The sequence below is a fragment of the Streptomyces spororaveus genome, from assembly GCF_016755875.1.
Classification (GTDB): domain Bacteria; phylum Actinomycetota; class Actinomycetes; order Streptomycetales; family Streptomycetaceae; genus Streptomyces; species Streptomyces spororaveus.
The window spans coordinates 2,409,257-2,422,473 of record NZ_BNED01000005.1 but is presented as its reverse complement, the minus strand read 5'-3'; the positions used below and the strand labels follow the sequence as shown (position 1 = coordinate 2,422,473).

General features: G+C 72.1%; 9 protein-coding genes. All 9 read left to right on the top strand.

The genetic code is table 11. The features are described 5' to 3' along the window. Positions 1 to 355 precede the first annotated feature (355 nt). Positions 356 to 1,912 (top strand): acyl-CoA carboxylase subunit beta, encoded by a 1,557-nt coding sequence (locus tag Sspor_RS13435; protein WP_202199351.1) that lies wholly within the window; start codon positions 356 to 358, stop codon positions 1,910 to 1,912. A 67-nt stretch (positions 1,913 to 1,979) separates the two neighbouring features. Continuing rightward, complete coding sequence (gene speB / locus Sspor_RS13430) at positions 1,980 to 2,969, top strand: agmatinase (RefSeq protein WP_237403851.1); 990 nt, start codon at positions 1,980 to 1,982, stop codon at positions 2,967 to 2,969. Between the two features lie 268 nt (positions 2,970 to 3,237). Further along, positions 3,238 to 4,809 (top strand): class I adenylate-forming enzyme family protein, encoded by a 1,572-nt coding sequence (locus Sspor_RS13425; RefSeq protein WP_202199350.1) that lies wholly within the window; start codon positions 3,238 to 3,240, stop codon positions 4,807 to 4,809. 116 nt (positions 4,810 to 4,925) lie between these two features. Continuing rightward, the gene (hemA, locus tag Sspor_RS13420; protein WP_202199349.1) at positions 4,926 to 6,158 is read left to right on the top strand and encodes a 5-aminolevulinate synthase; all 1,233 of its coding nucleotides are present in this window, start codon (positions 4,926 to 4,928) and stop codon (positions 6,156 to 6,158) included. After that, on the top strand, positions 6,155 to 7,675 hold the full coding sequence (locus Sspor_RS13415; protein WP_202199348.1) for a long-chain-fatty-acid--CoA ligase: 1,521 nt from the start codon (positions 6,155 to 6,157) through the stop codon (positions 7,673 to 7,675). The genes hemA and Sspor_RS13415 overlap by 4 nt, the downstream gene beginning before the upstream one ends. 322 nt (positions 7,676 to 7,997) lie before the next feature. Beyond that, complete coding sequence (locus Sspor_RS13410; protein WP_237403850.1) at positions 7,998 to 8,651, top strand: response regulator transcription factor; 654 nt, start codon at positions 7,998 to 8,000, stop codon at positions 8,649 to 8,651. Positions 8,652 to 8,816: 165 nt separating this feature from the next. Further along, positions 8,817 to 10,097 (top strand): DUF4192 domain-containing protein, encoded by a 1,281-nt coding sequence (locus Sspor_RS13405; protein WP_202199346.1) that lies wholly within the window; start codon positions 8,817 to 8,819, stop codon positions 10,095 to 10,097. 212 nt (positions 10,098 to 10,309) lie between these two features. Beyond that, positions 10,310 to 12,298: a glycogen debranching N-terminal domain-containing protein gene (locus tag Sspor_RS13400; protein WP_202199345.1), complete on the top strand. Its 1,989-nt coding sequence runs from the start codon at positions 10,310 to 10,312 to the stop codon at positions 12,296 to 12,298. A gap of 120 nt (positions 12,299 to 12,418) precedes the next feature. Then, positions 12,419 to 13,165, top strand: coding sequence for an NUDIX hydrolase (locus Sspor_RS13395; RefSeq protein WP_202199344.1), 747 nt, complete (start codon positions 12,419 to 12,421; stop codon positions 13,163 to 13,165). Positions 13,166 to 13,217 lie beyond the last annotated feature (52 nt).

Genomic DNA, 13,217 nt, shown 5'->3' with positions numbered 1-13,217 from the left:
GCGCGTGCCATTGCGGGATCATGTCGACCGGCTTCACGGGTAACTCAACCAAATGGACGCTTGGTTGCGGGAAGACGTCCATCGCGGCTGGTCATGGGCCCGGGGCGCCGGGAAAGAATAAGAACCTCAGGAAAACCTCAAAGAAATCCAGCCGCTCGAACGGACTCCCGGCGGCCCGGAACCCGGCGGAGTTCCCGCATCGTCGGCGGACTTCTAGGGGTGATTGCGCGAAGAGTAGGGGTAGCTGATGGTGGAGAAGTCATTGCACCGCTCGTTTGAATGGCCTGATGTGAGCCTTTGAGGCCCATCGGAACGCAGAGCCGCCCGCATCGCCGGGCCAGGGTGGAGATGGCGCATGACGACGACCGTCATCGGGAAAGTGGCCGAGCTGTATGCCGTTCGCGAGCAGGCGGTGCGCGGGCCGAGCGACCGGGCGACGGAGGCGCAGCACGCCAAGGGCAAGCTGACCGCCCGTGAGCGCATCGCGCTGCTGCTGGACGAGGGTTCCTTCCGGGAGGTCGAGCAGCTGCGACGGCACCGGGCGACCGGGTTCGGCCTGGAGAACAAGAAGCCCTACACCGACGGTGTCATCACCGGCTGGGGCACGGTCGAGGGCCGTACGGTCTTCGTCTACGCGCACGACTTCCGGATTTTCGGCGGTGCCCTGGGCGAGGCCCACGCCACGAAGATCCACAAGATCATGGACATGGCCATCGCGGCCGGTGCCCCGCTGGTCTCCCTGAACGACGGCGCCGGCGCCCGTATCCAGGAGGGCGTCTCCGCCCTGGCCGGTTACGGCGGCATCTTCCAGCGCAACACCAAGGCCTCGGGCGTCATCCCGCAGATCAGTGTGATGCTCGGTCCGTGCGCGGGCGGTGCGGCCTACTCCCCGGCGCTGACGGACTTCGTGTTCATGGTCCGGGAGACCTCGCAGATGTTCATCACCGGTCCGGACGTGGTCAAGGCCGTCACCGGCGAGGAGATCACGCAGAACGGGCTCGGCGGCGCGGACGTGCACGCCGGGACCTCGGGCGTCGCGCACTTCGCGTACGACGACGAGGAGACCTGCATCGCCGAGGTCCGGTACCTGCTGGCGATGCTCCCCTCCAACAACCGCGAGAACCCGCCCTCGGTCCGGGCCGAGGACCCGGCCGACCGGCGCTCCGACGCCCTGCTGGACCTCGTACCGGTGGACGGGAACCGCCCCTACGACATGCTCAAGGTCATCGAGGAGATCGTCGACGACGGCGACCACCTGGAGATCCACGAGAACTGGGCCCGCAACATCCTCTGCGTGCTCGCCCGCCTGGACGGCCAGGTGGTCGGCATCGTCGCCAACCAGCCGCAGAACCTGGCCGGCGTGCTGGACATCGGGGCCTCGGAGAAGGCCGCGCGCTTCGTCCAGATGTGCGACGCCTTCAACATCCCGATCATCACGCTGCTGGACGTCCCCGGCTTCCTGCCGGGCGTCGACCAGGAGCACGGCGGCATCATCCGCCACGGCGCCAAGCTGCTGTACGCGTACTGCAACGCCACCGTCCCGCGGATCTCGCTGATCCTGCGCAAGGCCTACGGCGGCGCGTACATCGTCATGGACTCCCAGTCCATCGGCGCCGACCTCACCTACGCCTGGCCGACCAACGAGATCGCCGTGATGGGCGCCGAGGGCGCGGCCAACGTCATCTTCCGCAAGCAGATCGCGGACGCCGAGGACCCCGAGGCCATGCGTGAGCACATGGTCAAGGAGTACAAGGCCGAACTCATGCACCCGTACTACGCGGCCGAGCGCGGCCTCGTCGACGACGTCATCGACCCCGCCGAGACCCGCCAGGTGCTGATCGCATCCCTCGCCATGCTCCGTACGAAGCACGCGGACCTGCCGCCGCGCAAGCACGGCAACCCCCCTCAGTGAGCGTCGGGTCCGCCCGCACCCGCACGGATCCGACCCGCCGTACCCATGGAAAGGCACTGATCGCACCATGACCGCGCACCCCAACGGAGTGAACCCGCCGTTGCCGCCCACGGAGACCGACCGGACGCTGCACTTCGCGGGCCCCGCGACGTTCGGCCGCGTACCGCGGCTCGACCAGGTGGAGAAGGCGGACATCGCCGTGGTCGGAGTGCCCTTCGACAGCGGCGTCACCTATCGTCCGGGCGCCCGCTTCGGCGGCAACGCCATCCGGGAGGCGTCCCGCACCCTGCGCCCCTACAACCCAGCGCAGAACGTCTACCCGTTCCACTACAGCCAGGTCGCGGACGCCGGCGACATCAGCGCCAATCCCTTCGACCTGAACGACGCCGTGGAAACGATCGAGGCGGCCGCCGACGACCTCCTCTCCAGCGGCGCCCGGCTGATGACCCTGGGCGGCGACCACACCATCGCCCTGCCGATGCTGCGTGCCGTGGCGAAGAAGCACGGTCCCGTCGCCGTCCTGCACTTCGACGCCCATCTGGACACCTGGGACGACTACTTCGGGCAGCAGTACACCCACGGCATGCCCTTCCGCCGTGCCGTGGAGGAGGGCATCCTCGACACCTCCGCCCTCTCCCACGTCGGAACCCGCGGTCCGATCTACGGCAAGAAGGATCTCGACGAGGACGAGAAGCTGGGATTCGGCATCGTCACCTCGGCCGACGTGATGCGGCGCGGTGTGGACGAGGTGGCCCAGCAGTTGCGCGAGCGCGTCGGCGACCGTCCCCTCTACATCTCCATCGACATCGACGTCCTGGACCCGGCGCACGCCCCGGGCACCGGCACTCCGGAGGCGGGCGGCCTCACCTCCCGCGAGCTGCTGGAGATCCTGCGCGGGCTCGCCGACTGCCACCTGGTCTCCGCCGACATCGTGGAGGTCGCTCCGGCCTACGACCACGCCGACATCACCTCGGTGGCCGCGTCCCACGCGGCCTACGAGCTGATCACCATCATGTCCAAGCAGATAGCCCCGGTCCGCTGGGGTGTCGCGCAGTAACCACCCCCGTACCAGAAGCCGGAAGCCGGCACCGCGCCATGCGGTGCCGGCTTCCGGCGTACCCGCCCCACGGCCCGCACCGCCGCCCGCCGCGCGGGGTACCCGATCGGCTACCCCGACCGGCTACCCCGCCCGGCGGCGCCGATCCGGTGCGCCGTTCCGGCGGCCCGAACGTACTCACACCCCGCCGCTCCGCGCGAACAGAATGAAAACCGACCCCGGACCAGTGGATCGCTGTCCGGGAGCAGGAATGGAAAGGGAGAGCGTTGTGACCCCGCAGGAACATTGGTGGAGCGCAAGCCAGAGTTATGTGTCGGACATCCTCGCGGTGTTTGAGGCGGCACCGGATCGCCCCGCTGTGAATTGGCGAGGCGAGACGCTCTCCCGGGGCGAACTGGTCCGGTCGGTGACCGAGGCGTTCCACGCACTGCACGACAACGGCGTGCGCGCGGGCGATGTCGTGGCCGTTCTGGTGGCGCCCAACAGCCCGGAGATGCTCACGGCACGCTATGCGGCGCATCTGCTCGGCGGCGCGGTGTGCTACCTGCGGTCGACCAACCCGGGAACCAGCGAGGTCGCCCTTCCGCTGGACCAGCAGATCCAGATCCTGCGGGACACCCAGGCCGTGACCGTCTACACGGACGCCGAGAACGCGCCGCGCGCCGCCGAACTCGCCGCGGGCACCGGGGGACTGCCCGTGACGCGCCTGCCGGGTGCCGCCGACACCGGGAAGACGGAACGTACGGACGACGCCCCGCGCGCGGTGCCGCTGGACCCGGACGCGCTGGCCCTCATCACGTTCACCAGCGGCAGCACCGGACGGCCGAAGGGCATCCGGATGGCGGGCCGGGCATGGAACGGCCTGGTCCGGGGCCAGGTGGCCGCCGGTGGCGAGGCCGGGGGCGTCAAGCTCCTGGTGACCACGCCGCTGAGTCACACCGTCGGCAGCATGGCGGACACCGCCCTGGCGCTGGGCGGCGAGGTCCACCTGCACGAGAACTTCGACGCCGAGCAGTTCGTGAACACGGTGGCCGACGAGGGCATCGCGTGGACCTTCATGGCGACGGTCCACCTGTTCCAGCTGCTCGACCACCTGGAGGAGCGCGGACTGCGGGATGTCGAGGAGGGCCGCCTGGCCCCGCTGCAGCGGCTCATCTACAGCGGCAGCGCCGCGGCACCCGCCAGGATCGCCCAGGCCGTGAAGGCCTTCGGCCTCATCATGGTGCAGGCGTACGGCACGGGAGAGACCGGCCGGCTCACCACGCTCTTCCCCCACGAGCACCTGGACCCGTGGCTCTCGACCACGGTCGGGCGGCCCTTCCCCGACGTGGAGGTCGTCGTCGGCGACCAGGAGACGGGAGCGCCGCTCGGCACCGGTGAGGTGGGTGAAGTCCGCGTGCGCACCCCGCACATGATGGACGGCTACACCGGGGACCCGGCGGCGACGGCGAAGGTCCTGCGTGACGGCTGGTACCACACCGGCGACATCGGATACACCGACGAACACGGCTATCTGCACCTCCTGGGCAGGGTGGCCGACGTGGTCAAGGTCAACGGCGTCAAGGTCCACCCGACGGTCGTCGAACGGGAGATCCTCTCGCTCGCCGGCGTCCGGCACGCCGCGGTGTACGGAGTGCGGGACCAGGACGGCGTGGAGCACCTGTACGCCACGATCGTGGGCGACCCGGCGGTGCCGCTGGAGACCGACGCCATCCGCGCCCACCTCGCCCAGTCCCTCTCCGGGCTGCACGTGCCCGAGAGGATCAGCGTCGTCGACGCCCTGCCGCTGAACGGCAACGGAAAGCCCGACAAGGTGCGACTCCAGCTGCTCGACGCCTGATCCCGGCGTCCGCGCCGTGCGCTTTCCCCGCCTTCCCCCGAGTTTTTCCCTCTCCCCTCCATGCATTCCTGACCATTCCGTCAGTTCTGATTCTCCGCATTGAGAAGGTAAGCCTGATGAACCTGCACCTGGAATCGTATTCAACCGGCGTGACCGCCCAGGAACTCGCCGAGCGACGGCGTGAATTCCTGGAGATCGGACGCCGTTCCGGAAGCTTCCCCAGCGCCAGCGCGCGCCAGGACGGCGTGGACTCCCAGATCAACGTCTGGTGCAGCAACGACTACCTCGGAATGGGGCAGAACCCCCATGTCGTCGAGGCGATGAAGAAGGTCATCGACACCCACGGTGTGGGCTCCGGCGGCTCGCGGAACATCGGTGGCACCAACCACTACCACGTGCTGCTCGAACAGGAGCTGGCGGACCTCCACGGCAAGGAGGCGGCGCTCCTCTTCACGTCCGGCTACACGGCCAACGACGGTGCCCTGACCGTCCTGGCCGGGACGCCCGAGGACACGATCGTCTTCTCCGACGCGAAGAACCACGCGTCGATCATCGACGGGCTGCGGCACAGCGGCGCGCAGAAGCACATCTTCCGGCACAACGACGTCGCCCACCTGGAAGAGCTGCTCGCGGCCGCCCCGGCCGACCGTCCGAAGCTGATCGTCCTCGAATCGGTCTACTCGATGTCGGGCGACATCGCGCCGCTGGCCGAGATCGCCGAGCTCGCACGCAGGTACGACGCCACCACGTTCATCGACGAGGTGCACGCGGTCGGCATGTACGGCCCGCAGGGCGCCGGCATCGCCGCCCGGGAGGGCATAGCCGACCAGTTCACCGTCGTGATGGGTACCCTGGCCAAGGGCTTCGGCACCGTCGGCGGCTACATCGCCGGTCCTGCGGCCCTCGTCGACGCCGTGCGCACCCTGTCGCGCCCGTTCGTCTTCACCACCTCGCTGCCGCCGGCCGTCGCGGCGGGCGCGCTGGAGGCGGTGCGCTACCTCCGGTCGTCCGACGTCGAGCGCAAGACCCTGGCGGAGAACGCCCAGCTGCTGCACCGGCTGCTCGACGAGGCCGACATCCCGTACATCTCGTCGGACTCGCACATCGTCTCCGCCTTCATCGGCGACGACGAGACCTGCAAGCAGGCGTCGCGGCTGCTCTTCGAGCGGTACGGGATCTACGTCCAGTCCATCAACGCCCCCAGCGTGCGCACCGGTGAGGAGATCCTGCGGATCGCGCCCTCCGCGGTGCACGAGCGCGCGGACGTCGAGAACTTCGCCGAGGCTCTCCGGGAGATCTGGAAGGAGCTGGACATCGCGACGGCCACCGACAGGAACTGGCTGTCGTGACCCGGTCGGTGGCCGCCGTCCTCGCCGATTCCGCGGAGCGGCGGCCGTCCCACCCCGCCCTGGTGTGCGGGGCGGAGCGGATCTCGTACGCGCACCTGTGGGACCGGGCCCGCCGGTACGCCGCCGCCCTGCGCGGCCAGGGCATCGGGCCCGACGACAAGGTCGCCCTGCTGCTGCCGAACACACCGGAGTTCGCGGCGCTGTACTTCGCGGTCCTCGCGCTCGGCGCCGTCGTCGTCCCGGTCCACACCCTGCTCAAGCCCGCGGAGGTCTCCCATCTCCTGAGGGACTCGGGAGCACGGGCCCTCGTGTGGGCCGGGACGCTCCCGGAGGAGACGGCACGGGACGCCGAGGCGGCCGGGGCCCTGCTGCTGACCGTGGGGGAGGCCCCCCACGGTTCCGTCCTCCTCGACGAGCGCGCCGAGCCCATCGACACGTACGCCGAGCGGGGGCCGGACGACCTGGCGGTGGTCCTCTACACCTCCGGTACGACGGGCAGGCCGAAGGGGGCGATGCTCACGCACGGCAACGTCGCGACGAACATCGCCGTGACCGCCGTGTCCCCCTTCGCCTTCGGCGAGGACGACGTGCTGCTCGGCTCGCTGCCGCTGTCGCACACCTTCGGCCAGATCTGCGGGATGGCCGTCACCTTCTACGCCGGCGCGACGCTGGTGGTCATGGAGCGCTTCGAGGCGCACGACGCCCTGCGGCTGATGCACGAACACGGCTGCACGGTCTTCATGGGCGTGCCCACCATGTACCACGCGCTGCTCGCGGCGATCGCGGACGGGGCGCCGGCGCCGCGCCTCATCCGTGTGTACAGCGGCGGGTCGGCTCTTCCGGTGCCGGTGCTCGACCGGGTGCGGGCGGAGTTCGGCTGTGAGGTGTACGAGGGGTACGGGCTCACCGAGACCTCGCCCTGCGTCGCGTACAACCAGCCGGGCATCCCCTGCAAGCCGGGCACGGTGGGTCTGCCCATCGAAGGCGTGCAGGTGGCCGTCGCCGACGCGGAGGTGGAAGGGCGCATCGAACTGCTGAAGCAGGGCGACATCGGCGAGATCGTCGTGCGCGGGCACAACGTGATGGCGGGCTATCTCGGCCGGCCGCAGGAGACCGCGGAGGTACTGGTCGACGGCTGGTTCCGGACCGGGGACATGGGTGTCCAGGACGAGGACGGCTATCTGACCGTCGTCGACCGGAAGAAGGACATGATCGTCCGCGGTGGCTACAACGTCTACCCCCGTGAGGTGGAGGACGTACTGCTCGGCCACCCCGCGGTGGCTGCCGCCGCCGTGGTCGGCGTACCGAGTGAGAGGCACGGCGAGGAGGTGTGCGCCGTGGTCGTGGTGAAGCCCGGGCAGCGTGCGGGCGGTGTGCTCGCGGACGAGGTCGTGGCGTGGAGCAGGGCGCACATGGCGGCCTACAAGTACCCGCGGCGCGTCGAGTTCGTGGAGAGCTTCCCGCTGGGATCGAGCGGCAAGGTCCTCAAGCGGGAGCTGGCACGCCGCTACGCGTGACACCGCTGCGGTGGCGGGTCCTGGTGGACCCGCCGCCGCAGCGGTTTTCGACGTGTCCCCGGGCGCCGGGACCGTCCGGTACCGCCGTCCAGCGAAAGCCGCCTATGCCCACAATTCTGGATATGGCGGACTGCTGTTAAGGGGGCATCGTGCGGAGATTAGGGGTGGTCGGCGGTGCCGGGTCCCTTCCCCTGCCGATTGAATGACTTGGAGCTCCACGGGCACCGACCGCGACCCGGGGCCTTGGCGCGGTCTTCGGGGAGATCGACCCAATTCGACGATCGGCATGAGTGTGACGGTCGCTGCAGGGAAGCGAGGCACCGTGCCGACCCGCACCTTCGAGAAAACCGCCGAGATAGTCCTGATCATCGGCGACGACATGCGGCGCTACGGCGTCGAAGGAATGTTCCGTTCGCTCGACACCCCCCTTGAGACGCGGTCCTACGCGCATTTCGACGAGCTCTCCGCGTTCTCCGGAGGACAGTTCGTCGTCCTCTCCGGGGATGCCGTGGGCCCCCTCTCCGCCGGGACCGCCGAGGACCTCCGTGCGCAGGGCATACCGGTGTTGATCCTGGTCGACCCGGCCGCCCCGGTTGAGCAGTCCTGGGCCGATCACGCGGGCGGCTTCCTGGACTGGGCTGATCTGCGCCCCGACACCCTGCGCGACGCGATCGCCGATGTGGCGGCCGGGCGCTTCTACGCGTCGGAGACCCTGGCGCGGCGATCCGTGACGGCGGCGGAGCAGCCGGACGGCCCCGCGGCTCCGGCGCGGGCCCCCGTCACGCTGACGGCACGTGAACTCCAGGTCCTGCGCCTGATCGCAGGGGGTCTGAGCAACCGACAGATCGCGCGCTCCCTGAACATCTCCGAGCACGGAGTCAAACGACTGGTCGGAATCGTCCTGGCCAAACTCAACTGCCCGAACCGCACGCTCGCCGTGGTGCGGGCCATTGACGCGGGGCTCCTCACCCTGTGAATCGCATGCGCCGACAGGGAACCGGACGGAAGGCCCTCTCCTGACCGATGAGGGGTGACCGGGTGCCCGGCCGGGTCGGCCGCCGCCGCTCCGGGCCTGCGGACGGGGCCGCGGGGGTTATCCACAGGGCTTTCGGGATCGGATCAGGCGCGGGACCTTCGTGGCATGACGAACAACCACGAAGCGCGCACCCCGTCCGACCGGCCCTCCGTCAGCCCCGACGGAGCCGCCACCGGACCCGCCACCGGACCCCAGATCACCCTGCGCAGCCCGGCCGAACTGGCCGACGCGCTGCCCTACATGCTCGGTTTCCACCCGACGGACTCCCTCGTCATGGTCGCCGTGCACGGCGAGGGCGGACGCTTCGGCGGGCGGCTCCGCGTCGGCATCCCCGCCACACCCGCGGAATGGGAGGACACCGCCCGACAGGTCGCCGAGTGCCTGATCCGGGGCAGCGAACGGCGCGGCGGCAAGCCCGACGGCATCGTCGTCTACCTCTGCCAGGAGCCGGGCGGGGAGGAGGACGGCCGGGCGGTGATGACCCGGCTGCGGCCGCTCGCCCAGCGGATCCGGCTGGCCTGCGGCGCCCTGGACGTGCCCGTACTGGAGGCCCTGTGCCTGTCCGGGGGACGGTTCTGGTCCTACGTATGCCCCGACGAGCGGTGCTGCCCGGCCGAGGGCAGCCGGCTGGCCGCCGTCGGTACCTCCGTGCTGGCCGCGACGGCCACCTTCGCCGGGCTCCAGGTCCGGGGATCCCTCAGGGAGATCGAGGGCAGGCTGGCACCGCTGCGCGGGGCCGTGGCCGAGCAGGCGGAACGGGCCCTCGACCGGGCCGCCGCCGCGCTGATGCCCAAGATCCTCGACGGGGCCACCCGCGAGGAGGTCGGCGCCGAGACCATCGCCCTGGCGCGGACCCTCATGCGGCGCATGACTCTGGCCCCGCCCGCCGAAGGCGGCGGCGCCCACGCCGACGACTGGGACGACGCCCTGCTCGGACACGACGAGGCGGCCGCGCTGATCCTCGGCCTCCAGGACCGCGAGATCCGGGACATCGCGGCCGAATGGATGGAGGACGAGGAGGCGGCCCCGGCCCTGCGCCTGTGGCGGGCCCTGGCCCGGCGCTGTGTCGGGGCCTACGGCGAGCACGCCGCGGCCCCGCTCACCCTCGCCGGCTGGGTGTCGTGGTCGACGGGGGACGAGCCGACCGCCCGGATCGCCTTCGGCCTGGCCCTGCGGGCGGACGCCGAGTACCGCTTCGCCCGGCTTCTCCACCACGCCTGCAACGAGGGGATCGACCCCGAGGGGCTGCGGCAGTGCCTGCGGGAGGAGCGGCGCCGCCGGGAGCCCCGCCGGGGGCGCGCCTCGGCCGGTACCCGTCCGCCCGGCAGGCGGGGCCGGACGGCTCCCCGCCGCGGGTCCCGCCGCACCGCGGGGAGCGAACAGTGAGCGCGCGGCGTTCCGCGTCGTCCGGCGGCCCCGTACGGCCGCCCGGATGCGCCCCGGGCCCGCCCCGGCGACGCCCGCTTCACCCCGGGCACGCCCGGACGGCGTCAGGGCCCGTGACCCGGGCGGGGTCGGGGGCGTTCAGCTGGGGGGCGGTGGGGGCCCGGCCGCCCCGCCGTCCCGCTGAACCGACCGGAGCGCAGACAAGGCGACACATGTCTCATGCCGCACCTCCCCGCCTACCCGGCGTGCCCGCCGCCCGCAGGTCCGAACTGCCGCCCGTGCACGGCGCCGTCATCTGCGTCGCCGCCCCCTGTCTGGTCATCTCCCCGGAGCACGGCCAGCTGACGGGACAGGGGATCGACGGGATCTACCGATCGGGCCGCCGCCTGCTCTCCCGCTGCGTACTGCGCGTCGGCGGCCGGGAGCCGGTCGCGGTGCAGGGGCGCAGCCTCGCTGCGGACCGGGCCGTCTTCACCGCGACCGTGCGCACCGGCGCCGAGCCGGGCCCCGACCCCGACATCGGTGTGGAACGGGTCCGGCACGCGGACGGCACCGAGCGGATCACCCTGCGCAGTTTCACGGCCCGGCCGGTCCGCCTGCCCGTGGAGGTGCTGCTCGGCACCGACCTGACGGAGCTGGCCGCCGTGGCCGCCGGCCAGGCGGGGCCGGAGCTGACCGCCGGGGTGCATGCCGCCGGGCTGCGCTGGAGCACCGGCGAGGCGCAGGCCGTGACCGCCGCCGAGCCGCCGCCGGACGACGCGCTGGCCTCGGCGGGGCTGCTGCGCTGGCAGCTCGAACTGGCTCCCGGCGAATCCCGGACCATCGAGCTGCGGACCACGCAGCACCGGGTCGGACGGGCCCCTGCCGGGCAGGTGGCCAACCCGCTGGCCGACGCCCGGGCCGAAGGGGACGATCCGAGGGCCGAGGCATGGCTGCGGACCAGCGTCCAGGACCTGGGCGCGCTGCTCCTGCGGGACCCCGAGCACCCGGGCGACGCCTTCGCGGCGGCGGGAGCGCCCTGGCGGCTGGGTCTGGCCCCGGCGGAATCCCTATGGGCCGCCCGGATGGCGCTGCCGCTCGGAACCGGGCTCGCCGCGGCCACCCTGCGCATCCTCGCCCGGACCCAGACCGAGGAGCGGGGGTCCGACCTCGGGAAGATCCCGGGCCCGCTGCGCGGAGCGGGCGCGCAGCTCCCACCGGGATGCACCGGCACCGAGGCGACCCTGGCCTTCCCGGCGGTGCTGGCCGAGGCCCGGCTCTGGGGCATGCCCGAAGAGGAGGTGGCCCAGCTGCTCCCGGCCGCCGAGAGGTGCCTGGACTGGCTGCGCGGCGCGCTGGGGGAGGACGGCTTCCTGGCCGATCCCGACCCGGGCCCGCGGCGCTGCGAGACCCAGGCCCACGCCCATCGGGCCGCCGTGCTCGGCGCCGATCTGCTCGCCGCGTGCGGGCGGCCCGGAGCCGAGGAGTGGCGGGAGCGGGCGGCCGGGCTGCGGGAGCGGTTCCGGGCCGGGTTCTGGATCGTCGGCCCGGACGGCGGCCGCCCCGCCTCGGCCCTGCACCCCGACGGGAGGCCGCTGCCGCGGCTGACGGGGGCGGCCGCCCACCTGCTCGACACCGGACTGCTCGGCGGCGGCCGACTCGCGCCGGGGCTCTTGGACCGGCCCCGGGCCGAGCAGCTGGCCCGGCTGCTCGGAGCCCCCGCCATGGATTCCGGATGGGGGCTGCGGAGCATGGCCGTCAAGGAGCCCGGGCACAACCCGTTCGGCCACCGCTCGGGCGCCGTGCGGGCGTACGAGAGCGCGGTGGCCGTGGCGGGCCTGGCCCAGGCAGGCTTCCAGAAGGAGGCCGCCGGCCTCCTCGGAGGCCTGCTGGACGCGGCCGAGGCCTTCGGATACCGGCTGCCGGAGATGTTCGCGGCAGGGCAGCGCACCGCGGGCAGCGCCCCGGTACCCCACCCGGCGGCATGCCGCCCGGCCGCCGTGGCCGCGGCCGCCGGGATCCACGCGCTGACCGCCCTCGCCGGAATCCGCCCCGACGCCCCCGCCGGCACGGTCGCCCTCGTGCCCCTCCCCGGAGCCCCTCTGGGCGCACTCAGACTCTCCGGTCTGCGGGTGGCGGGGGAGCCCTTCGCCGTCCGGATCAGCCGGCTCGGGCTCGGCATGGTGGAGGAGGCGGCCGATGCGCTCCAGTTGGGTGGCTGAGTCCGCGCACCCCGTTCCGGCCGGACCGTCCGGCCGTCCGAAGGCCCCCAGCCTCCGCAGAGGTCTCTTCAAGGTCACCAAAGCGCTGTTTATCGTCAGGCAGACGACTATGATCGCGGCATGTCGCCCTACGACCCGTCGGCCTATCCGCCCTTCGCCGTCACCGTCGACCTGGTCGTGCTCACCGTGCGGCGCCACGCGCTCTGCGCGCTGGTCGTCCGCAGAGGTGAGCAGCCGTTCCAGGGGCGCTGGGCGCTGCCCGGAGGATTCGTCCGCGGGGACGAGGACCTGGCGGGGGCCGCCGCCAGGGAGCTCTCCGAGGAGACCGGCCTGTGCGCCCACGACCCCGCCCTGCCCGGCGCGGGCAACGGGGCGCACCTGGAGCAACTGGCCACCTACGGCGATCCGAAGCGCGATCCGCGCATGCGTGTCGTCAGCGTGGCGCACCTGGTACTGGCTCCGGACCTGCCCGCGCCCCGGGCCGGGGGAGACGCCAACAGCGCGCGCTGGGCCGAGGTCGACGAGGTGCTGGCCGACACCGACGAGGCCGCCACGGGGCTCGCCTTCGACCACGACCGGATCCTCGCCGACGGTGTGGAGCGGGCCCGCTCGAAGATCGAGTACTCCTCGCTGGCCACCGCCTTCTGCCCGCCGGAGTTCACCGTCGGCGAGCTGCGCAGGGTCTACGAGGCGGTCTGGGGCGTGTCCCTCGACCCGCGCAACTTCCACCGGAAGGTCACCGGCACCCCCGGGTTCCTGGTTCCGGCCGGAGGTACGACGACCCGTCAGGGCGGACGCCCGGCCCAGCTGTTCCGGGCGGGCGGGGCCACCCTGCTCAACCCGCCGATGCTGCGTCCGGAGGTCTGACACCGGGGCGTGCGGGGTGCCGGCGGCGGCCGTATCGGCATTCCATCGGACC

What these genes read in the sequence shown, in the direction of transcription:
- hemA (WP_202199349.1), top strand. Translation starts at nt 4,926, where the DNA reads ATGAACCTGCACCTGGAATCGTATTCAACCGGCGTGACCGCCCAGGAA.
- Sspor_RS13400 (WP_202199345.1), top strand. Translation starts at nt 10,310, where the DNA reads ATGTCTCATGCCGCACCTCCCCGCCTACCCGGCGTGCCCGCCGCCCGC.
- Sspor_RS13435 (WP_202199351.1), top strand. Translation starts at nt 356, where the DNA reads ATGACGACGACCGTCATCGGGAAAGTGGCCGAGCTGTATGCCGTTCGC.
- speB (WP_237403851.1), top strand. Translation starts at nt 1,980, where the DNA reads ATGACCGCGCACCCCAACGGAGTGAACCCGCCGTTGCCGCCCACGGAG.
- Sspor_RS13405 (WP_202199346.1), top strand. Translation starts at nt 8,817, where the DNA reads ATGACGAACAACCACGAAGCGCGCACCCCGTCCGACCGGCCCTCCGTC.
- Sspor_RS13395 (WP_202199344.1), top strand. Translation starts at nt 12,419, where the DNA reads ATGTCGCCCTACGACCCGTCGGCCTATCCGCCCTTCGCCGTCACCGTC.